A 19,798-nucleotide genomic window follows, 5' to 3' on the forward strand; every position below is an offset into this window, starting at 1 on the left:
GGATCGCTTATGAATACTCAATGGGAAATGCTAGAACAGGGAATTGCTCAGTTCAAAGGAGGTAAAGTCTCCAGGCTGATGGCATGCGGTATTGCAATTATGCATATCTCCGCCGGTATCGTGGCTGCGGCGTTAAGTTATTTTGTCTTTACCTATAGCCTGATGCTGGGCATGGTCTTGTATTTCCCGTTGATATTCTTCATTGGTACTCGATGGCGGGCAATAAATAACATGTCGCACGAGTGTTTTCATTTGTATTTCACTCGGGAAAGAAAATGGAACGAACGGATTGGAGTCATTCTCGGGATTATCGAGTTTGGCTCTTACTATGACTTCAGAGAGGAGCATGCCAGCCATCACAGATATTTGGGAGACTACCAAGCGGACGGGGATTTCCGTGGCTTTGAAAAGTTTGGGTTCTCTCAGGCGGTTACGCCCGTCGCGGTATGGAAGCAATTGTTGTTTGCCATGTCGTTGCGACACGTGCGTGAATATATATTTGTGAAGATCTATGTGAAGCGAGATCCATTGTGGGCGAAAATTGTCCGGGGCAGCTATATCGTACTTCTCATTATCTTCGCAACCTTTTCCCCGCTGGTATTTTTTGCCTATTTCCTTGTGCCATTTGCCACTGCATACCAAGTTATAAAATACCTGACAGATTATCTTGATCATGGTGGCCTCCTTGATAATGTGGATGCTCTCTATAAATCCAGGAATTGCTATATCAAGAACCCGGTTATGCGATCTATAGCATTTCCACGACATGACTGTTTTCACCTGGTACATCACTTGTTTCCTGCTATTCCGAATAAAAGAATGCAGGAAGCTCATAACTGGTTGGCAGAAATGTGGCCAGAGTATGGACAGATGGAACATGGTTTTTATCATAAACTTGTCAAGCTGGGCGGGCATGCGACATGAAAGATGTCTTGATGGCCATGAACACTGAAGTTAAGACGCCTTATTATTTATGTGATTCGTCATTGCTCGAGCGCAATGTATCCATTATGAACATGATTGAGCAACGTGCAGGATGTACGGTGCTGTTTTCGATGAAGTCGTTCAATGCTGTCGGTATCCTCAATGAGTTTTTTGATGGGCGTGTGTCTGGTTACTCAACAGGTTCGTCTTTCGAATTCAGAAGTGTCACTGAAGGCGGGTTGAGAAAACCAGCGGTGCTGAGTATTTATAAGCCCGCATTTACCCAGGCGGAAATTCTGGAATATTCCGCGAAAGCTGATTTTCTGGTTTTTAATTCTGCAGAGCAACTCAAGCTTTTCCAGAGCTTGCAAGCGAGTCACGATATAAAGCTACATGCCAGAATCGGCGTGCGGGTTAATCCGGAAATATCCGTCGTGGAAAAGGATTTATATAATCCTTGCAGACCCAACTCTCACTTGGGAATCAAGCTTACCGAACTCGATGCTTTGGACACTGCCTACAGCGGGATCCTAATCCATAATATGTGCCAGTCAAGAGATGCACAGGAGTTCTGTACTAATCTGGACCTCATCGAGCAAAAACTCGACGTGGTCATACGAGGCGGGAATTTGACGTGGATAAACTTTGGTGGAGGAAGTTTATTCACCTCGCCGGGTTACGATCTGGATCGGATCATTTACCGACTAAAGACGTTTCGCGATAAGTATAATCTGGACATTTACCTGGAACCGAGCGAAGCATGGGTGCTGGACGCCGGGTACCTGGTAGCAGGGGTGCTGGATATTAACGGAAGGGAAAATAAAAACGCGATATTGGATATTTCCGTACCTGCGCACATTCCAGATGTGCTCGAGATCCCATATAGCCCGCGCGTCATCAATGGAAAAGTGGCTGCAGTGAGTCAGTTTTCATACACGTTATGTGGCTTGTCCTGCATGTCGGGTGATGTAGTGGGTACCTATGAGTTTGATGCCGAGCTCCATGTCGGCTCCAAAGTCGTGTTTGAAGACATGCTCCCTTATTCTATGGTTAAAAGCAGTTTTTTCAATGGTGTAGCCAAGCCGGATATTTACCTGTGGTCTTCGGATAACAAGATAAAAAATATCAAGGCTTATGCATTTGAGGATTACGTTAATGCATAGACTACCGTCGATAGTAGAGAATTATGAACTTTGTCATTCCAGCGAGAGCGTGATTGTCGATGGCGATTATGCAGCGTTGTCTGAACGCGACGGTGCACTGGGTCATCAGTCGGCATTGCTGGTCTGGAAAGAAGGGTTCTTGAACGAAGGGTTGAAGCGTCACTTCGCGCGCGCCGATTGGCCTATTGAGCTAGTCAAAGCGTTCGCACCTTCTGAATGGCGTTGGGTGATGAAGTATCCGGAGGAGGGCGATCTGGTCGCAGAATCAATGTCGATTCTGGAAAAAGCGGCAGGACTTACCGGCCGACCTGACGGGAATATTCATCTTACGCTGGAGTTGAGGAGCTACGATGTCCGCGACTCAGAGGTGGGAGGTCTGAGTTGGTGGCAAAGTCGTGCGCATTCTGTTCGCGGTAAAACTGAACTTGGCGACCTGTTCGTCAACAGGCTCCTTGACGTTTTGGCGGAGGTAGAACGTTCTGGAGCAAGCTTCTTCGTTGAGCAACTGTCGATCATCATCTCTAAAGACGAAATGGCGTCACAAGGAACACTAACGCCATTCCTCCATTCGGATATGTATTACGGTGTTCGCGAAACAGCCATTACTTCACTTCTCGAGACTGGCTGGGAAGGGCATGGCGGGGCGTTGTTCATGCCTGACGTGAAAATGGCTCATTTTGGCGAAGACGATGAATCGATAGGCCTGCAGGAAACGTTTGAACTTGCCTTTGAACACGCTCTGTGGAAGACATATTCGGGCGATATCCTGATCTACGATGGACAGATCAAGGACGGTGAGGCTTGCGGTAGCAGAGGCATTCCGCATATCTCCCCGGATCAACCTGGACGCTCATCCAGGCTGTGTGTACTGATGCATCATAAATCTTGCACGGTAGAGGATTAGTAACTTGAGCATGGATGCCGGATTAATGACATACGATTGTCAGAAGTTTACGAATGCGATCGAACAGATTGAAGAACTGGCGAAGAGCGTTTCGAAACCGGATACCGATTCCCGGGTCATACAACTTGATGCGTTGCGTTTTTGGTCAGCCAACGCGCAGGCGATGGAGAAGTTCCAGCATTTTTCTAAAGAAGATATCAATCAGTTCAAACTTGAACGATTGAAGCGCCTGGTTGATTTCGCTTATGAAAAAGTACCGTTCTATCGGCAGCTCTACACGAGCGTAGGGTATGAGCCCGGGGCGATTGCTAGCCTTGAGGATTTTTCCAAGTTGCCGATCGTGACAAAAAGGCAGTTGCGGGAATTTGAGATGGTCGAACGAGTCTCCTCGCCAGATAAAATAATCAGTACACCCTCCACGAGGACCTCCGGCTCCAGCGGCACACCGTTTATCAGCTTTCACGATCAACCGGATATCTTGCGGGACTACTCGGAGGTGTTGCGGTTTTATAACAGCTGTCTGAAACGTCCGCTGGAGTCAGGTGACTGGATCTATTTGATCCACCACGCCGGGTTGTGGGTTTCTTCCTTTGACGGAACGTATCGAACATTTCAATTGCCCGATCTCTTCCCGGCCACACCGCTGGGTCAACACCTCGAGTTTCTCCGGCCACGCGTAATATCGACGTTACCGAGTTACCTGCCACTCATCAAAGAAATGGGCCTGCGGCTGAGCGACTATGGTGTAGAGGCAATAGTGACAAATTCTGAATACAGCCCGCAATCCGAGCGTGATTTTTACGCTAGGGAGTTGGGTGTTGCCGTGTTTGATGAGTACAGTTCCGAGGAGTTTGGTTTAATCGCCACTCAATGCAGTCACGGTATGTATCACGTGGTTGAGGACGGTGTGCATGTCGAAATTATTGATAAAGATGCCAGCGAGTTGGGGACGGTCATCTGTACAGATCTGAACAACTGGTTCATGCCCTTGATTCGATTTGAACACGGTGATCTCGCTCGCGAAGTTTCTGCTCATGAAGCTTGCAGTTGTGGGCGTCATGGGGCGCGGATTTCTGAAGTCAACGGCAGAAGTGATGACGCGTTTCTGACTGCGGATAATCGCGTAGTGCCCAGTGCATCGATTCTCGCAGCTGTCGATGATGTCCTGGTGGAACACGATCTTAATCTGAATGAGTTTCGCGTTATTCAAACCAGCGCTACCGACGTTTTATTGCAGACGATTTACAGCGGCCCGACATACTGCGAAATGCCGAAGTTGCTTGGTCATTTCAACGAAAGACTGATCGCTCTGTTTGGTTACTCTGTAAATCTGCATCATCAGGAAGTCGCAGCATTGGCCGATGTGAAATCATATAAAAGAAAGTGCCTGGTAAGAGACTGGAGTAAATCTAATCATGTCCCTGGTTAAACTAGAAGATTTATCTTTGGGTTACGGCGCAGAACCGGTATTTGAAGGCGTGGCGCTGTCTCTTGCCGAGGGTGACCGATTAGGCCTGGTGGGTAGCAACGGTTCCGGCAAGTCGTCCCTGCTCAAATGTATCTCCGGTAGTTCAGATGATTACAGCGGATCACTGACCAGAAAAAAAGGTCTGAAATCCTTCTATGTCCATCAAGGTTTGATTGAGCTCGCTCAAGGTAATGTGACATGCGACGTTTTTCTGCGTGGTTATCTCACGGATGCCGTGGATGACTGGAAAATTGACTACACTTTTGAGTCATTGAAATTTCCGAAGAAGTATCGGGAGTTGCAAATCCGTGAGTTAAGCGGTGGCTGGAACAAAATGTTGATGTTTGCAGCTGCTCTGATATCCGAGCCTGATCTGTTGATCCTTGATGAACCGACCAATCACTTGGATATGTACAGGACAGATATTCTCGTTGATGTTTTGCAAACCGTTGGCTGGGTCAATACGTTGTTGGTTGCCAGCCATGATCGTTTTTTTCTCGACGCTGTGACTCAGCAAACACTTTTCCTTGATCGGATAGGGGTATACAGATTTCCCTACTCGTATTCTCGTGCAAAAGGCTTTATGTATGAGAAGGAACGCGAACTCGAGAACTCCCTGCAGGACCGAAAGTCAGAAATTGAAAGATTGACTCAAAGTGCGAAATTACAACGTCAGTTGGGTGTCAATAATTTTTCTGACAAGGCCTCTCAGAAAGCCAAGCAGATCGAAAAAAAGATAAGAGTGCTAAAGACGACGTTACCCGATCGGCAGACCGTTGATACTGTGCAAATCAAATTGGAAACCGAGTCGATCGAGGCGAAGTATCTGATCAAACTCTATGATTTCAAGGTGAATAATCCTTCGGGAGAGTTGTTGTTCACGGTTCCAGAGTTGGAAATAAAACGAGGTGACAGGATTGTTATCACCGGCGCCAATGGGTCTGGCAAGTCATCTTTTCTTCGTGTTATCGCGGGATTGTCGAGCGACGCGCTGGAACTGACTCCTAGCGCTCGAGTCGGGTACTTCGAGCAGAGCCCGTCCAGGCTATCAGTTGATAAGTCCATACTCGATTTTGTTTTAGAAAACGCTGAGCCCGATTCAACTAGGGCTGTTGCACTGCTGGCTTCGGCGGGCTTCACCTATCTTGATACAAAAAAAAGCATGCTGCGAACCAGCTTCGGCGAGAGGGCGCGACTGTCTCTGTTGGCGCTACGGCAGACCAAACCAAATTTTTTGCTGTTGGACGAACCCACGAACCACCTTGATATCAAGTCCCAGGAAATGTTGGAGGATGAAATCAGGCGCATGAACTCTGCGGCATTAATTGTTTCTCACGATCGACGTTTTGTTGAGAATGTCGGGAACAGATTTTTTTCAATCAAAGGTGGTGTTCTGGTGGAGGGGGCCTTTCATGGAGAGGAATCTTTTTGAGGATAAGATCAGACTGGATTTAAAGAAGTTAAGATCAGATTTGGACGCGTTGAAGTTGCGCGAGGATATCTCTGCTCTCATGCGTCAGTCGACTCTGAAAAGCATCTGCTATATCGCTTTGGAATATTTCATCATTGCGTTTTCGGTTTGCCTGGTGTTGAATTTCAGTTATTGGTTCATTCCGTTAAGCGTCATTCTTATGGGCGCGCGGCAGCGTGCACTCGTCGTATTGGTGCACGAAGGTTCACACCGTAATCTTTCCGCTAGTGCTTTACTGAATGACGTCATGACCAAGTTGTTTTGTGCATTGCCGATGATCCTATCGCTTGATTCATATAGAAGTATTCACGGGCAGCACCATCGATATCTCGGCGATCCGGAAAAAGACAGTGACTATCTGCATGATCCCCAGTTGGTTGAAAAGGGCTGGATAAAGCTTTACTGCTCTGAGCTATTAAGCCTGGAGTCGTGGTTGGGTAATGCTTTTGGTTTGCCGGTGCAACTGAAGTTGGCATTGAATTGTTTGCTATGGTGGAGTGCAGTCCTTGGATTAATATTTTATTTTTCTGATCTGGAGGCCGTTGCTGTTTTCGTCGGGCTCTGGATTATTTCCAGAGCAACCGTTTATCACGCGATCATCAGCTTTGTGATCATATCGGATCATGTTGGTCTTGTTCCCGGTGGAATCATGAGCTTCGCCAGAAACCATCCTTCCACGGGGTTCCTGAGGAAAATGGTTCATCCGCATTTCAATGGTTTGCATTTGACTCACCATTTATTGCCGACGGTGCCGTATCACAACCTCAAGAAAGTTCATGAGGTACTATTGGCAGTGCCGGATTATAACAAGGCAGAACACTGCTATACTTATTTTACCGGGACGCATAGCGTAATTGAGTCTTGGTGCAGGAAGATATCCAAGGGAGCGGAATCTTGATTACACCATGTATAGATAACGAATACGAAAAACTCGAAGCGGTTTTGTTGTCTCAGCCTTTGCTCAGTCACGCCTGTCCTGAGTTTCCGACCGAGAAGTCCTTGGGCCAGTACGCCAGGTTAGTCAGTGAGTTGGAAAAGCGGGATATTCACTGCCTATATGTAAAGTCTGAGCTTGATTTGCCCTATCAATGTTATACCCGAGATAGCAGCATTTTTACGCCGTTCGGCGTCTATGTAAATAACATGGGTTTTTGTGAGCGAGAGAAAGAGACGCAGTTGATCAAAGAGTTTGCATCTGATCATGGATGGCCTCTAGCACATGAGGCTCAACAAGGGACGTTGGAGGGCGGAGACGTCATCGTTGTACGAAACGGTCTGGTTGTCATCGGGACGAACCAATTGAGGACATCCCATTCAGGTGCGACTGAAATTCAGGATTTATTCATAGACAACGGCTGGAAGGCATTAATAGTCAATTACGACGTCACACTGAGGCATCTCGACGTCGCCTTGGGCGTTATTGATAAGCATACGATTGTCTATGCTGCTGGAAAGATTGACGAAGAGGAAATAGACCGATTAAGGACGGAAGGGATTGACTGCATTCCAGTGGACGTAACCGAAACGCCGTTTGCCTGTAATTTTGTCAATCTCGGCGACGGTGTGCTATTGACAACTGTACTTTGCCCCGCAACCAGGGCAGTGTTCCAGAAGCTCGGCTGTACGTTGGTCGAAGTAGATCTGTCTGAATTTATAATGGACGATGGTGGCCCTCATTGTTTAATACAGTGCATTGCCAGAAAGACGCTAAAGGACTATTGATGATTCGCTTGAGTAATATATTAGGTGTTTACCGACTGGCGCTGCCTCTGGCTGTTTCGAATTTGATCGTATTTGCCTCGGGAGCGATCGATTATTTTTTTATTGGGCGACTGGGGGAGCAAGAACTTGCGGCCGCTTCCCTGGCGTTTAACCTGTATTTTTTTATAAAAATTCTCGGGGATGGAATTATTCTTGCGATCATCCCGATGCTAGGGAAGTTGGTTGAGGCCGGCGCGTATAAAGAGGCCACGCAGGTTGTCCTGAACAGTGTAATCGCGTTGGCGGTTGTGTCATTGCTGGCGAGTCCCTTTTTGATAGGTGGCGAATGGTTGCTCAATGTTCTCGAGCAGCCGCGTGAACTGACCAGTCTTATGTTTCCGCTTTTTCTCTCTCTCACGATCAGTTTGCTGCCGTCTTTTGTATTTACCATTCTGGTTACTTATCTTTCTGTGCTGCATGCACCATGGGAGGTTTTCAAGCAATCGCTGCTGTATTTGTTGGCGAAGTTGCTCGTTGGCTACTGTCTGTTCACGGTGTTCGACGTGGGGCTTCCGAGTGTCGGGATTTCGACATTGCTCTGCAGCTTCATGGCGATTTTGGTGGCGGGTGATCATCTGTATCGAAAGCGGCGAATCGTGTTCTCTGCGAATAGATTCAAATTCAGTCGGCACTTGGTATCGCAGGTTCTTTCTATTGGCACACCGATCGGGCTGCTCGAACTCTCGACTATTGCCTCGACCATGGTTGCTGCGTTTTTCATGTCACCCTTCGGCGAGTCGGCGATTGCGGCCAATGCCTTGGCTGTGCTCTCTATAGAAATCGTCATCGTTTTGATGTTCGGCTTCAGTGACGCTTCTGCGATATTGGTTTCAAAGTCTATTTCGTTGTCGGAATCACGGCGCAACATCATTTCTGTCCTGTTTGCTGGTTTGTTGTTTTCGATCGTATTGCTGTTGGTTATGTTTGCTTTCAAAGGGGATATTCCCATTTTGTTTTTACCCGATTCCTCTGGGTCAGCTGATACCTTGCAGCTCACCGAAGACTTCATCGAGATTGCATTGTTCTTGTTTGTCTTTGATTCGGTAGCCATTATTTTGCGCGGAGTTATGCAGGGCTATGGTGAAACCGGAAAACAGCTTTTTATCAGCCTCTTGGGTAACTGGCCGATAGGTCTCGGTTTGGGACTTGCGCTGGCTTATGCGGGAGGTTTTGACGCCAAAGGGATATGGTATGGCATGGCTGCCGGCCATTTATTCACGTTTGCAGGCATGGTTTTGCTGGTGATTTTTCGTGATAAGGAACAGCGACTTGACTCAAAAGCTCGCTCTCTGACTTCCTGAGGTGTGCTGACAGATAGAAGATGTTTCGATGGCTCGGAAGGCGTTTTCAGGACGCTGTTGAGTCCACCCGATGGCGTTATTTTTTGCCGTTTGTATAAAGAAACTCGGCCTGAGCGCTCGAAACCGGTAACCTATGCAGCTGTTTTTTTGCATATCTTCGAGGTAGCACCCGTGTTTTCCCAATTCGCCCTGCACGAACGCCTGCTTAAAGCTGTGGCCGAGCTGAAATTTGTCGAGCCAACGCCTGTGCAAGCCGCGGCCATTCCGCTGGCGCTCCAAGGGCGTGATCTGCGGGTGACGGCGCAAACCGGTAGCGGCAAAACCGCCGCTTTCGTTCTGCCAATCCTCAATCGCCTGATCGGCCCGGCCAAGGTTCGCGTCAGCATCAAGACGCTGATCCTGCTGCCGACCCGCGAGCTGGCCCAGCAGACGTTGAAGGAAGTTGAGCGCTTTTCGCAGTTCACTTTCATCAAGTCCGGCCTGATCACCGGCGGTGAAGACTTCAAGGTCCAGGCCGCGATGCTGCGCAAAGTGCCGGACATCCTCATCGGCACCCCGGGCCGGATGATCGAGCAACTCAACGCCGGCAACCTCGACCTCAAAGAAGTCGAAGTGCTGGTGCTCGACGAAGCCGACCGCATGCTCGACATGGGCTTCGCCGAAGACGTCCAGCGTCTGGTGGACGAATGCCCGAACCGTCAGCAGACCATGCTGTTCTCGGCCACCACCGGTGGTTCTGGCCTGCGCGACATGATCGGCAAGGTGCTGAACAACCCTGAGCACTTGCAGCTCAACGCGGTCAGCCAACTGAACTCGACCACCCGCCAGCAAATCATCACCGCCGACCACAATCAGCACAAAGAGCAGATTGTGAACTGGTTGCTGGCCAACGAGACCTATCAGAAGGCCATCGTCTTCACCAACACCCGCGCCATGGCCGACCGTATCTACGGCCGCCTTGTGGCTCAGGAATACAAAGCGTTCGTGCTGCACGGTGAGAAAGACCAGAAGGATCGCAAACTGGCGATCGACCGTCTGAAGCAGGGTGGCGTGAAGATTCTGGTAGCGACCGACGTCGCGGCCCGTGGTCTGGACGTGGATGGTCTGGATCTGGTGATCAACTTTGACATGCCCCGCAGCGGCGACGAATACGTGCACCGCATCGGTCGTACCGGCCGTGCCGGTAACGACGGTCTGGCGATCTCGCTGATTTGCCACGGCGACTGGAACCTGATGTCGAGCATCGAGCGCTACCTGAAGCAGAGCTTCGAGCGCCGTACCATCAAGGAAGTCAAAGGCACCTACGGCGGACCGAAAAAGGTCAAGGCTTCGGGCAAAGCCGTTGGCGTGAAGAAGAAAAAGACTGACGCCAAGGGCGACAAGAAAAAAACCGCTGCCAAGACGCCGACCAAGCGCAAGAGCGCCAACCGTCCGAAGCCGGACTCGTTGGTGAGCAGCGATGGCATGGCGCCGCTGAAGCGCCGCAAGCCGGCAGAACCTGCGGCTGAGTAAGGCGTTTCAGGCGCACAAAAAAAACCGGACACTGTCCGGTTTTTTTTCGTCCATCAGTTGCCGAGCTGGCCACTGGTGTCGGCGTCAAAGCGCCGTTTAGCCTGATCGGCCGCTGGTTTCAATGCGGCAAGCAGTGCTGCTTCGCTGTACAACCCGGTACCCGCCAATTCCTTGGGCGTCGGCTCGATCGGGATCAGCACATCTTCCCCATCGGCATGCAGCCAGATCGCCACAACGTGCAGTGCCGAGACAAACAGCACGCGCAGCTCAACGGTTTTGCCGTGTAATTGCGGCGCTTGTTCCGCCAGTTTCAGCGCACCCACCGTAGCTGCGGCGTGATCGCCGTGATTCAGCGAGGCGAATTCAACATGCCCGCGCACCTCGGCCAACTGCGCATCGGCAATCGTTACGCCGTCGGCAAACACCAGGTAATGCCAGTCGCCGAGGCGGGCATCTTTCAGGCCTTTGCCTTGGCTCAGGTCATCCAGACTCAGCGAGTAGCCACGATAGGCCTCGCTAAGGCTGATCTTCGCAGGTGCTGCATTGGCGAACTGGCGATTGGCGCCAAAGCCCTGGGTTTGCAAAGCGGCGTGCAGCGCCGGACGCAAGGTCTGTACGCCGTTGGAAGGCGCCTTTGGATAAGTCAGTTGCATGATGTCGCCCTCCTAGTTTTTCACGGTGAAGTAAGTGTGGGTCCAGTTGCCGCCGCCGTTATAGGCACGGGGGAACGCGTTCAGCGCGCGGGTCGAATAGCCGTAGATCGAGTCTGCAACCAATACGTAATCGCCATTGGTGCCGTAGATCGTCAGAAAGTGCGCACCGCCGCCGTACCAGGCGCAGCGCAAGCCGACCGGGCGGCCCATGCTGATCTGGTTCTGAATGGCCGACATCTGTAGCGAGCCCTGATTCATGCCGTTGTAACTGCGGGTGGTTTGCAGAGCGGAATCCAGATAGCCGTAGACGTTGCACGGGCCCGGCTGATTGCAGCAGTTGCGGTCGAGCTGGGTGCTGGCCACGCCGCACTGCGTCCAGTTTCCGGTGCCGTAATAGTTGCCAACCGAGGCGGACACGGCGGCCCAGCACCAGTTGGTCTGGGTCTGTTTCTGCATGTTGAAGTTGAGGCTGCCAGCGGCGAGGGCGCTGATCTGTTCAGCGGCCTCGACTTCGACCAGTTGCGGGTCGAGCAGATGGCTGGCCAGGCACCTTGGCAGTGATTCGCCGGTGAATCGTGTTGCTACTGTGGTTAACATTTTTTCAATCCTCCATGAATGAAAACAAGCATCTTGCTTGTGAGGGTGTTGCGGTATTGCTGAGCGATCGGTGCTTAACGGTTGCCATCTTCTGTGGCCGGTTCCGATCTCCTTGCTCGAGGTAACCCTAGTCAGGGATATGCAGTAATGCAAATAAATAAATGCATTAATGCATTTTCAGGCGCAAAAGATCGCAGCCTGCGGCAGCTCCTACAGCGATCGATGCAGGAGTTGCCGCAGGCTGCGATGTTTTGACCTGGCTTTTAGCTTTCGGCTTTTTTCTCAGCCGTACTCAATTCTTTCAACCGCTGATCAATCAATTGGCACTTGTCCGGCAGGTCCTTGCTGGCCGTACCAAGATCCATTTTCTGCAACTCGGCATTGATCTCTTTGGCCTTGGCCGGATTCTGTTCGGTGAGCTTGGCGACTTCCTTGGCCAGTTGTTCACGTTTGGCGGTGGCCTCCTCCGGCGTACAGGCCCAGACGGGCAGGGCGCAAGCGAGGGTGGCGGCGAGGGTGAGCTTGATCAGGGTTTTCATCGGGGCAGGCCTCAGTTCCGGTTAAGGCGGGTTAACCGGTTGAGGCCTTGAGCGCGGGAAAAGTTCAGTGCTTATTGCTCTTCGTGGCAGCAACTCGATTTAGCACCTTGCTCATAACGATCATGATGCCGAACCCATTCCATGATCTCGTCTTCATTCCTGCCTTTGGGCGTGAGATCGAGGTAGTTGTAGGCACCGACCAGCATGTCGAGACCGCGAGCATAGGTTGAGTAGGTGTGGAAAATGTCGCCATTCGCATTGCGATAAAACACGCTCAGCCCGGGCATTTCTTCCTCGGCGCTGTCAGTTTTTTCGTAGTTGTACGTAGCCTTTCCCGCCGCGACATCTTCTGCCCGGGCGCAAACACCGAAGTCGTAGTTGAAGTCACAACCCTCTGACGACACCCAATCAAACTTCCAGCCCATGCGCCGTTTAAAGTCCTGGAACTCATTGAATGGGGCGTGAGAAACAGCCACAACGGCGATGTCGTGATGGGCCAGATGCTGATTGGCGCCATCGATATGGTCACTGAGGAACGAGCAACCCTGGCACCCTTCCTCCCAATCCTTGGCAAACATGAAGTGGTAAACCACCAGTTGGCTGTGTTTGCCAAACAAGTCAGTGAGTTTCAATTCACCGTTCGAACCCTGGAAGTGGTAGTCCTTGTCGACCTTCACCCATGGCAAAGCGCGACGTTCCGCGCTCAGCCGGTCGCGTTCCTTGGTGAAGGCTTTCTCGTGAATCAGATGTTGCTTACGGGCGGCGAGCCATTCTTCGCGCGATACCACCGGATGATTCTCAATGTTCATGATGATTTCTCCTGCGGGGTTGAAACCGTCTGTTTCAGACTAGTCGTTTAACCCTGCTGAAAATCGACAGACCGCCGGTCGGTCGGCTCGGGAAATGCGGCTGAACGGCTGACAGCCACTCCGGTCACAACCTATGAACGCGCCATAAATCACGCGCACCGGAGGTTGTATCAGGATGACGACTTATAACTGGGATTTGATTGAACGCTTGCTGCACGAAGTGCAGAACAGCGCCGGCCACAGTTTTGCCCCACGGGCCTACGCCGAAGACTATGCCGCGGCGAAAGCCAGCGCTGGCGAGCCGATCGAGAATCTGGATCATCTGAAAACGCTGGCTTGCGACTATGAAAGGTTGCTGCTGTTGCGCGGCTACATCGCACCGCGTCCGGATGAGGAGGGCAGCACGGGTAACAATTTTGTCCTGACGCCGCGCGGTTCCAGCTTGCTGAGCCTGATCGACAGCAGCATTCCCGGCAACGATCACCCGCGTCAGGTGCTGGATGAGCAGGAGGATGCGCTGGCTGAGGCGACGTTTGATGGAGTGGCGTCAAAAGCCCAGATCGCCTGATTTTCCACAGGGCAAAAGATCGCAGCCTTCGGCAGCTCCTACAGAAATCGGTGTAGGAGCTGCCGAAGGCTGCGATGTTTTGATCTTCTAATTCTGCTTCGCGGCCTTGAGGCATTTGAGGTCGTTGAAGTCTTTGCGCACCCCTTCGATCTTCTTCAACAACCGCTGCCGCTGTTGCGGCGTGCTTTCGGCCATCAGATCCACTGCTAGCGAGCGTCCCTGCGCCTCAGTATCGGCAAAGGCCTTGCGGTAATCCGCTGTCCATAAGGTCTCGCGATTGACCAGAAGCGTCTCGATTCTCTGTGGGAATTCGGGACTTTTGCGTTGTGCGACTGCGGCACTGAACTGCTTCTGCCAATGGGCGCGATTGGCGATCCATTGCGTGTACTGATCGCCCAGCGCGGTCGACCACGCCATGACCCGCTGCTCCTGCGTGGCGCTCAGTGGCCCCAGCCAATCGTTCAGACGTTTAACCATGCGCGCGCCACGTTCGGCAATTTGCTGCTTAAGCGGTGGTTTGAGGTATTCCTGCTGACGCTTGCGCAAATCCTTGGCAAACGCGTCATTCATTTCCGCCACCTGTTTGTCGTCCAGACCTTGCAACAGCTCGACGGCGGACGGGGTGATTTCCCGCGCTGTTTCGGCGATGGCCTGCTTGGCCTCCACCGTGCGGGCCTGCAGCGCGGCATCGGTGACCTGATTGGTTTCGACCATTGTCTGCAGGCGATCAAGCCAGTCCAGGTAGCCCGGCAATTGCGTGGTGCAATGCCAGCTCAGGTGGTCCTTGAGGCGTTCGTTGAACCAGTCTTTCTGCTCGCCGTTCATGTCCAGGTAATCGCCGAGCGTCCATGGAATGATCACATCGAGATTGCGATAGGCCAGGCCGACGCGACTGCAGGCGCCGAGGGCGAGGGTGAAGATCAGTAGCGCGGCGATGTGTTTGAACCAGCGAGACATGGGCGAATCCTTGCGTGAGCCTGGCTTCGAGGGACTGATTCCTATGTGAACGCAGAATGAACCCGGCAGTTCAGCCGATCAATAGAACGCGCGTTCAGCCTTGAGGGTGACGAGGCCGTCGCACTGACTGTTGTGCCCGGAGTAGGCCGAGCAATCGCTGCCGCTGAGGCTGGAGTTGCTGTAGATCAGGTCGAGATCGACGCCCATGAATGGCCGGGACAATTTCACTGACCAATCGGTAAAGCTGCCGACATAACCACCGTCCACAGCTACCGGCGTGTTCAGTTGGTGGGTGGTGTATTTCATGCTGACGCCGATGCCGAACGGTTGATTGCCGCCAAGATCGGCAAACAAGGTGTTGTTCTGTTTATCCGGGTCGTTGCTGAAGGCCACGCCGAAGCGGCTGCCGAGCAAGGTCAAACCACCGAACAGCTCCTGGCTGTCGAGCGTTTCTACCTTGGGATAGCTGTAGTGGATCATCCCGACTTCGTAACCAAGGGTTTGATCGAAAGGCTGTTTAAAGCCGACGTAGGAGTCGATCTCGAGGTTCTTGCCCGGCGTGATGCCCATGCTCGGCGCGTACTGGCCAACGTAGAGGCCACTGTCGTGGCTCAGGTCGAGGCCGCCGTGGAAGGAACCGATTGCCGCGGGTTTGACCAGACCCTGGGCCATGCTACGTGTCGGCGTGGTGCCGAGTTTGAGGTCGAAGTCGCCCAGTTCACGCTGGAAAATCTGCGCGTGCGCGGTCGCACTGGCCAATAGGCCTACGAGTAATAAACAAGATGGTTTGCGCATGCGTCACTCCATGAACAGCGAGGGCAGGGCGGCGGGCCTGCTGAAACGCTTGATCTAGACGCGTGCAAGGATACCGGCGAATGCTCGGCGTTGAAGGCCGTTCGTCGATTTAAAAGGATTTTTGTTTAATGCGGAGGGTATGTTGCGCGGTGCCAGTCCAGACGCTTCGAAGCTCAAAGCGCCTCTGGACGGGTGTAAACCGGGTATTACTTCTTGCCCAGGCTGATCTGCTTGGACGGGCCGAATGTCTGGCCACTGACGCCTTTGGCAATTTGCTGAATCTCGCCGCCGGACTTGAGGAACGCTGCGATCTGATCGTTGATCGATTCGCTGGTTTCAACGGCTGGAGCTGGCTTTGCTTTGCTGGTGGATGCTTTTACACGCATGGCGGCCATTAACCTGTAGAAAAGTAACTCGGCCAGGCATCGTACAGGAATAACTTGACAATTGCTTGGTAAATATCCCCGGGAATAACCAACCTCATTGCTGCATTATTCTCGATTAAATGTTCGAAATATTCGGCTAACCTGCTGTTTTAAATAAGAACATTCAGGTGTTACGACATTCAGGTTTTCACCCGCGAGCGCTTGTGCCTGCCTGACGAGCGGCACTCAAGCACTGGCGTGAGCAAGGAAAATCAAGGCGTTGAGCGGGTTTCAACAGCGTGCGGATCTGCCGCCCGACGGGCACGCCAAAAACGGGTAGAATGCCGCCCACGCAATGAGGGTTTCGGAAAATGGCTTTAGTCGGGCGTTACAACAGTTTGCAAGTGGTGAAACACACTAACTTCGGTTTATATCTGGACGGCGGTGCTGACGGCGAGATTCTTTTGCCCAATCGTTATATTCCGAAAGATATTCCTACCGAAGATGAAGATTGGCTCAACGTATTTGTTTATCTGGACAGCGAAGACAAACTTCTCGCCACCACGGAAAAACCAAAAGTTCAGGTCGGCGAATTTGCCAGTCTGAAAGTCGTTGAAGTCAACAGCATCGGTGTGTTCCTCGATTGGGGGCTTCCGAAGGATCTGTTGCTGCCGTATTCCGAAGAAAAGCGCCAGATGACCGCCGGCGAATACTGCGTGGTGCATGTCTACCTCGATAAGCACACCCGCCGCATCACCGCGACCGCGCGTCTGGATCGCTACCTCGACAAGACCCCGGCCAACTACAGCCAGGGCCAGGAAGTTGATCTGCTGGTTGCCGAAGCCACCGACATGGGCTTCAAGGCGATCATCAACAACAAGCACTGGGGTTTGATTCACAAGAACGAAATCTTCAAGTTCATGCGCGCCGGCATGATCGAGAAGGGCTATATCAAGGAAATCCGTGCCGACGGCAAGATCGCTCTGAGCCTGCAACCGGTTGGCCAGGAAGCGGCCAGCAGCCTGAACTCGAAGATCCTCGCCAAGTTGCGCGACAACAGCGGCACATTGCCGGTCAGCGACAAGAGCGATCCGGCATTGATCAGCAGCCTGTTCGGCGTCAGCAAAGGCAACTTCAAGAAGGCCATCGGTGCGCTGTACAAGGAAGGCAAGATCGTCATTCATGCCGATCGCATTGAACTAACCTGAGCCTTGGGTGGCCCATGTTGCATGGGGCACACACGAGGTCGGATCGATGAAAAAAGCGCTGATTGCCTACGTTGCCACGCTGGTGACGTTTCTGTTGCTCGACGGTATCTGGCTCGGCCTGTTGATGGCGCCGACCTATCGCGAACTGCTCGGTCCGCTGATGCTCGAAAAACCGCTGCTGGTTCCGGCAGCGGTTTTTTATTGCCTGTATGTTTTTGGTTGTGTGGTGTTTGTGGTGCTGCCGGCCGTGACGTGGCAATGGGCGGCGAAGCGGGGGGCGTTATTGGGGCTGGTGGCGTATGGCACTTACGACCTGACCAATTGGGCGACGTTGCGCGGGTGGTCGGTGCAGGTGTCATTGATGGATTGGGCGTGGGGGACGTTTGCCACGGCAGTGGCTTGTAGTGTTGGGTTTTTGTTGGCTAAACGACTGCATTCAGATCCATGAGCAGGGTTGATTGAACTGACGCCATCGCTGGCAAGCCAGGCTCCCACAGGGTTTTGTGTCGAACAGTGGAATAGCGGACAACCTGTCACTGTGGGAGCTGGCTTGCCAGCGAATGGCGGCGCAGCCGACAGCCATTCACCCCTGCCGCCACTGAAGAACTAAATGTCTTTTCCAGACGGCTTTTTCCCTCTGACTGATTGATAATCCCCGGCATTGTTTTTGACCATTGGATGGCCTGCCATGTTGTGTGTGTTCGAGGTGTTGCGGTGAGTGTCGAGCGGCGCAATGCCGACAGTTTTGCCCTGCAAGTGATGATCGGTCTGTGCCTGATCTGGGGTGTGCAGCAGGTGATGATCAAATGGGCGGCGCCCGACATCGCGCCAGTCATGCAAGCGGCCGCGCGCTCGGGGATCTCTGCGTTGCTGGTGGGATTGCTGATCTGCTGGAAAGGCGGCTGGGATCAGGTTGGCGTGACCTGGCGTGGCGGGCTGCTGGCCGGTGCGTTGTTCGGTCTGGAGTTCTTCTTCATCGCCGAAGGGTTGCAACTGACTACTGCCGCGCACATGTCGGTGTTCCTCTATACCGCGCCGATTTTTACCGCGCTGGGCGTGCATTTCCTGTTGGCCAGTGAGCGACTGCGACCGTTGCAATGGTTGGGGATTCTGCTCGCGTTTATCGGCATTGCGATTGCTTTCGCTGGCGGCGTGTCCTGGAATGACCTTGATCGGCGCATGCTCCTGGGCGATGCCTTTGGTGTCTTGGCCGGTGCCTGCTGGGGCGCAACCACGGTGGTGGTGCGCGCCTCGCGATTGTCGGAAGCGCCGGTGACGTTGACCCTGTTTTATCAGTTGATCGTCGGTTTCCTCGGCCTGCTGTTGATCGCGCTTTTCAGCGGCCAGATCACTCATGTCAGCCTCACCACTGTGGCCGTCGCCAGTGTGCTGTTTCAGGGGCTCGTCGTATCGTTCTTCAGTTACCTGATCTGGTTCTGGTTGCTGCGCCGTTATCTGGCGGCGAACCTTGCAGTGTTCTCGTTCATGACGCCGCTGTTCGGCGTGACCTTTGGCGTGTTGCTGCTCGGCGAACAACTGAGCGTGAACTTCATCATCGGCGCGGTGCTGGTGTTGCTCGGTATCACCTTTGTCAGCGCCGAGCAGTGGTTGCGCCGGCGTTTGCGCAAAGCGCTCGGCCAACGTTAGTCGATTGCATCGCCAGGCCGCCGGCCAGCAGCAAACCGCTGCCGGCGATCACTAATGCGGGCTGCAAACCGCCGCTGAAATGGCTGCTCAACGCGGCCAGCAGCGGGCCGCTGAGCTGGCCGACCGCAAAGCAGGCAGTGAGCATCCCTGCGTTGCGCTGGGTGGCGTGCGGCGCCAGTTCCCGCGAGCGCTGCATGACCAGTTGCATGCAAGCCAGAAACGGCATGCCACACAGGATCACACCCATTGCCAGGCCAAGTCCGCTGCCCAGCAGACAGGCAAACACCCCGGCCGCTTGCAGCCACAGCGTCGCCATCAACCAGTGACGGGTCGTTGCGCGATCTTGACGCCGCAGGCTCACCAGCAACACGCCAATCGCAGCGCCAAGACCGAAGCAGGGCCAGAACAGATCCGCCTGCCATTGCCCGTGAAACTGCGCATTGGCCATTTGCGAGAGGAAGGTCGCCGGAATGATGTAGCCGACGCCGTACAGCGCATAGATCACCGCCAGCCGGCCAATGCCCCGATTCGACGGACTGACCGGCGCAGCAACCGCCGTTGTCGTTGCGACAGGCGTTGGCAGCAGACGCCAGACACCCAACATCATCACCAACGCCGCTGCGGCATAAATCAGCCACAACGTTGCGGACGTCTGATTCAGCAGATGTGAGACCAGCGCCAACACCCCCGTCAGAAAAATCCCCAGACCTGGCCCGGCAAATACCAGAGCACCCAAACCTGGGCGACCCGCTGCCGCCGCCAAGGGTTGGCTTAAAGACGTGATCATCACCAGCACCCAGGCGCTCGCCACCCCGGTGCCGAAGCGCAACAGCAAGTGCGACCAGAAGCCATTGGCCCAGAACGACGCCAGGGTCAGCAGCACGCACAACCACAAGCCGCCGTGCAGGCGCCGTTGCACCTGCTGCGGGCGATGCGCAAACATCGCGTCCACCGCGCCGAGCAGATAACCGAGGTAATTGGCCGCGGCAATCAGACCAGCGGCCGTCAGGTCGATCTGCCCTTCGCTGAGCAGGTGTGGCATTTGCGGGGTGAGGGCGAAACGCCCGATGCCCATGGCCATCATCAGGGCCACGAAGCAGGCGGATAAGCGAATCAATGGCGACATGGTCGGGATTCCGTTGAAGGATCAATGACC

General features: G+C 53.1%; 21 protein-coding genes. 13 read left to right on the forward strand and 8 right to left on the reverse strand.

From position 1 onward, the window contains the following. Positions 1-9: 9 nt before the first annotated feature. From AC3IUF_RS07620 to AC3IUF_RS07660, 9 genes are all read left to right on the forward strand, one after another. Complete coding sequence (locus tag AC3IUF_RS07620) at positions 10-924, forward strand: fatty acid desaturase family protein (protein WP_414915345.1); 915 nt, start codon at positions 10-12, stop codon at positions 922-924. Beyond that, the gene (locus AC3IUF_RS07625) at positions 921-2,087 is read left to right on the forward strand and encodes a type III PLP-dependent enzyme domain-containing protein (RefSeq protein WP_123376298.1); all 1,167 of its coding nucleotides are present in this window, start codon (positions 921-923) and stop codon (positions 2,085-2,087) included. The genes AC3IUF_RS07620 and AC3IUF_RS07625 overlap by 4 nt, the downstream gene beginning before the upstream one ends. Further along, positions 2,080-2,991: a hypothetical protein gene (locus tag AC3IUF_RS07630; protein WP_489280828.1), complete on the forward strand. Its 912-nt coding sequence runs from the start codon at positions 2,080-2,082 to the stop codon at positions 2,989-2,991. The genes AC3IUF_RS07625 and AC3IUF_RS07630 overlap by 8 nt, the downstream gene beginning before the upstream one ends. Before the next feature lie 4 nt (positions 2,992-2,995). Next, the gene (locus tag AC3IUF_RS07635; protein ID WP_463542545.1) at positions 2,996-4,420 is read left to right on the forward strand and encodes a phenylacetate--CoA ligase family protein; all 1,425 of its coding nucleotides are present in this window, start codon (positions 2,996-2,998) and stop codon (positions 4,418-4,420) included. Beyond that, positions 4,407-5,891, forward strand: coding sequence for an ABC-F family ATP-binding cassette domain-containing protein (locus AC3IUF_RS07640; RefSeq protein WP_489280830.1), 1,485 nt, complete (start codon positions 4,407-4,409; stop codon positions 5,889-5,891). Before AC3IUF_RS07635 ends, AC3IUF_RS07640 begins: the two co-directional genes overlap by 14 nt. Then, a complete protein-coding gene (locus tag AC3IUF_RS07645; protein WP_489280832.1) occupies positions 5,872-6,828 on the forward strand; it encodes a fatty acid desaturase family protein in 957 nt (318 codons plus the stop codon). Before AC3IUF_RS07640 ends, AC3IUF_RS07645 begins: the two co-directional genes overlap by 20 nt. After that, positions 6,825-7,652 carry a dimethylarginine dimethylaminohydrolase family protein gene (locus AC3IUF_RS07650; RefSeq protein WP_007914466.1) on the forward strand — a complete coding sequence of 276 codons (828 nt, stop codon included), beginning with the start codon at positions 6,825-6,827 and terminating at the stop codon, positions 7,650-7,652. Before AC3IUF_RS07645 ends, AC3IUF_RS07650 begins: the two co-directional genes overlap by 4 nt. Next, positions 7,652-8,992, forward strand: coding sequence for an MATE family efflux transporter (locus AC3IUF_RS07655; protein WP_489280833.1), 1,341 nt, complete (start codon positions 7,652-7,654; stop codon positions 8,990-8,992). The genes AC3IUF_RS07650 and AC3IUF_RS07655 overlap by 1 nt, the downstream gene beginning before the upstream one ends. Positions 8,993-9,163: 171 nt before the next feature. After that, entirely contained in the window at positions 9,164-10,504 is a 1,341-nt protein-coding gene (locus tag AC3IUF_RS07660; RefSeq protein WP_007914470.1) for a DEAD/DEAH box helicase, read from the forward strand. Positions 10,505-10,557: 53 nt separating this feature from the next. Here AC3IUF_RS07660 and AC3IUF_RS07665 read toward each other — a convergent pair whose 3' ends face one another. The 4 genes from AC3IUF_RS07665 to AC3IUF_RS07680 form a co-directional block, all read right to left on the reverse strand. Continuing rightward, a complete protein-coding gene (locus AC3IUF_RS07665) occupies positions 10,558-11,157 on the reverse strand; it encodes a hypothetical protein (RefSeq protein WP_489280834.1) in 600 nt (199 codons plus the stop codon). 12 nt (positions 11,158-11,169) lie between these two features. Beyond that, positions 11,170-11,754 carry a C39 family peptidase gene (locus AC3IUF_RS07670; RefSeq protein WP_447784112.1) on the reverse strand — a complete coding sequence of 195 codons (585 nt, stop codon included), beginning with the start codon at positions 11,752-11,754 and terminating at the stop codon, positions 11,170-11,172. 263 nt (positions 11,755-12,017) lie between these two features. Further along, on the reverse strand, positions 12,018-12,293 hold the full coding sequence (locus tag AC3IUF_RS07675; RefSeq protein ID WP_007914473.1) for a hypothetical protein: 276 nt from the start codon (positions 12,291-12,293) through the stop codon (positions 12,018-12,020). Positions 12,294-12,364: 71 nt separating this feature from the next. Beyond that, positions 12,365-13,102: a DUF899 domain-containing protein gene (locus tag AC3IUF_RS07680; protein WP_007914474.1), complete on the reverse strand. Its 738-nt coding sequence runs from the start codon at positions 13,100-13,102 to the stop codon at positions 12,365-12,367. Between the two features lie 175 nt (positions 13,103-13,277). On the opposite strand from AC3IUF_RS07680, the gene AC3IUF_RS07685 reads away from it, so the two are divergent. Further along, positions 13,278-13,670 carry a transcriptional regulator gene (locus AC3IUF_RS07685; RefSeq protein ID WP_123376295.1) on the forward strand — a complete coding sequence of 131 codons (393 nt, stop codon included), beginning with the start codon at positions 13,278-13,280 and terminating at the stop codon, positions 13,668-13,670. Between the two features lie 87 nt (positions 13,671-13,757). Here AC3IUF_RS07685 and AC3IUF_RS07690 read toward each other — a convergent pair whose 3' ends face one another. From AC3IUF_RS07690 to AC3IUF_RS07700, 3 genes are all read right to left on the reverse strand, one after another. Then, positions 13,758-14,627 carry a DUF6279 family lipoprotein gene (locus tag AC3IUF_RS07690; protein ID WP_007914478.1) on the reverse strand — a complete coding sequence of 290 codons (870 nt, stop codon included), beginning with the start codon at positions 14,625-14,627 and terminating at the stop codon, positions 13,758-13,760. A gap of 78 nt (positions 14,628-14,705) precedes the next feature. After that, positions 14,706-15,422: a TorF family putative porin gene (locus tag AC3IUF_RS07695; RefSeq protein ID WP_007914480.1), complete on the reverse strand. Its 717-nt coding sequence runs from the start codon at positions 15,420-15,422 to the stop codon at positions 14,706-14,708. Positions 15,423-15,628: 206 nt separating this feature from the next. Next, positions 15,629-15,817, reverse strand: a complete 189-nt coding sequence (locus tag AC3IUF_RS07700) for a hypothetical protein (protein ID WP_016985943.1) — start codon at positions 15,815-15,817, stop codon at positions 15,629-15,631. A 341-nt stretch (positions 15,818-16,158) separates the two neighbouring features. Between AC3IUF_RS07700 and AC3IUF_RS07705 the strand changes: the two genes are divergently transcribed. The 3 genes from AC3IUF_RS07705 (at position 16,159) to AC3IUF_RS07715 (ending at position 18,642) form a co-directional block, all read left to right on the forward strand. Next, entirely contained in the window at positions 16,159-16,995 is an 837-nt protein-coding gene (locus AC3IUF_RS07705; RefSeq protein WP_007914483.1) for a CvfB family protein, read from the forward strand. Between the two features lie 46 nt (positions 16,996-17,041). After that, positions 17,042-17,443: a DUF2177 family protein gene (locus AC3IUF_RS07710; RefSeq protein WP_007914485.1), complete on the forward strand. Its 402-nt coding sequence runs from the start codon at positions 17,042-17,044 to the stop codon at positions 17,441-17,443. Positions 17,444-17,709: 266 nt separating this feature from the next. Then, entirely contained in the window at positions 17,710-18,642 is a 933-nt protein-coding gene (locus tag AC3IUF_RS07715; protein WP_095113742.1) for a DMT family transporter, read from the forward strand. Here the strand turns inward: AC3IUF_RS07715 and AC3IUF_RS07720 are convergent. Beyond that, positions 18,587-19,768 (reverse strand): MFS transporter, encoded by a 1,182-nt coding sequence (locus tag AC3IUF_RS07720; protein WP_489280835.1) that lies wholly within the window; start codon positions 19,766-19,768, stop codon positions 18,587-18,589. The two genes, AC3IUF_RS07715 and AC3IUF_RS07720, sit on opposite strands and share 56 nt — an antisense overlap. Between the last annotated feature and the right edge of the window lie 30 nt (positions 19,769-19,798).

The organism is Pseudomonas sp. KH_040 (assembly GCF_057839305.1).

What these genes read in the sequence shown, in the direction of transcription:
- AC3IUF_RS07720 (WP_489280835.1), bottom strand. Translation starts at nt 19,768, where the DNA reads ATGTCGCCATTGATTCGCTTATCCGCCTGCTTCGTGGCCCTGATGATG.
- AC3IUF_RS07675 (WP_007914473.1), bottom strand. Translation starts at nt 12,293, where the DNA reads ATGAAAACCCTGATCAAGCTCACCCTCGCCGCCACCCTCGCTTGCGCC.
- AC3IUF_RS07620 (WP_414915345.1), top strand. Translation starts at nt 10, where the DNA reads ATGAATACTCAATGGGAAATGCTAGAACAGGGAATTGCTCAGTTCAAA.
- AC3IUF_RS07630 (WP_489280828.1), top strand. Translation starts at nt 2,080, where the DNA reads ATGCATAGACTACCGTCGATAGTAGAGAATTATGAACTTTGTCATTCC.
- AC3IUF_RS07645 (WP_489280832.1), top strand. Translation starts at nt 5,872, where the DNA reads ATGGAGAGGAATCTTTTTGAGGATAAGATCAGACTGGATTTAAAGAAG.
- AC3IUF_RS07655 (WP_489280833.1), top strand. Translation starts at nt 7,652, where the DNA reads ATGATTCGCTTGAGTAATATATTAGGTGTTTACCGACTGGCGCTGCCT.
- AC3IUF_RS07700 (WP_016985943.1), bottom strand. Translation starts at nt 15,817, where the DNA reads ATGGCCGCCATGCGTGTAAAAGCATCCACCAGCAAAGCAAAGCCAGCT.
- AC3IUF_RS07690 (WP_007914478.1), bottom strand. Translation starts at nt 14,627, where the DNA reads ATGTCTCGCTGGTTCAAACACATCGCCGCGCTACTGATCTTCACCCTC.
- AC3IUF_RS07695 (WP_007914480.1), bottom strand. Translation starts at nt 15,422, where the DNA reads ATGCGCAAACCATCTTGTTTATTACTCGTAGGCCTATTGGCCAGTGCG.
- AC3IUF_RS07670 (WP_447784112.1), bottom strand. Translation starts at nt 11,754, where the DNA reads ATGTTAACCACAGTAGCAACACGATTCACCGGCGAATCACTGCCAAGG.
- AC3IUF_RS07640 (WP_489280830.1), top strand. Translation starts at nt 4,407, where the DNA reads ATGTCCCTGGTTAAACTAGAAGATTTATCTTTGGGTTACGGCGCAGAA.
- AC3IUF_RS07685 (WP_123376295.1), top strand. Translation starts at nt 13,278, where the DNA reads ATGACGACTTATAACTGGGATTTGATTGAACGCTTGCTGCACGAAGTG.
- AC3IUF_RS07680 (WP_007914474.1), bottom strand. Translation starts at nt 13,102, where the DNA reads ATGAACATTGAGAATCATCCGGTGGTATCGCGCGAAGAATGGCTCGCC.
- AC3IUF_RS07665 (WP_489280834.1), bottom strand. Translation starts at nt 11,157, where the DNA reads ATGCAACTGACTTATCCAAAGGCGCCTTCCAACGGCGTACAGACCTTG.
- AC3IUF_RS07705 (WP_007914483.1), top strand. Translation starts at nt 16,159, where the DNA reads ATGGCTTTAGTCGGGCGTTACAACAGTTTGCAAGTGGTGAAACACACT.
- AC3IUF_RS07625 (WP_123376298.1), top strand. Translation starts at nt 921, where the DNA reads ATGAAAGATGTCTTGATGGCCATGAACACTGAAGTTAAGACGCCTTAT.
- AC3IUF_RS07710 (WP_007914485.1), top strand. Translation starts at nt 17,042, where the DNA reads ATGAAAAAAGCGCTGATTGCCTACGTTGCCACGCTGGTGACGTTTCTG.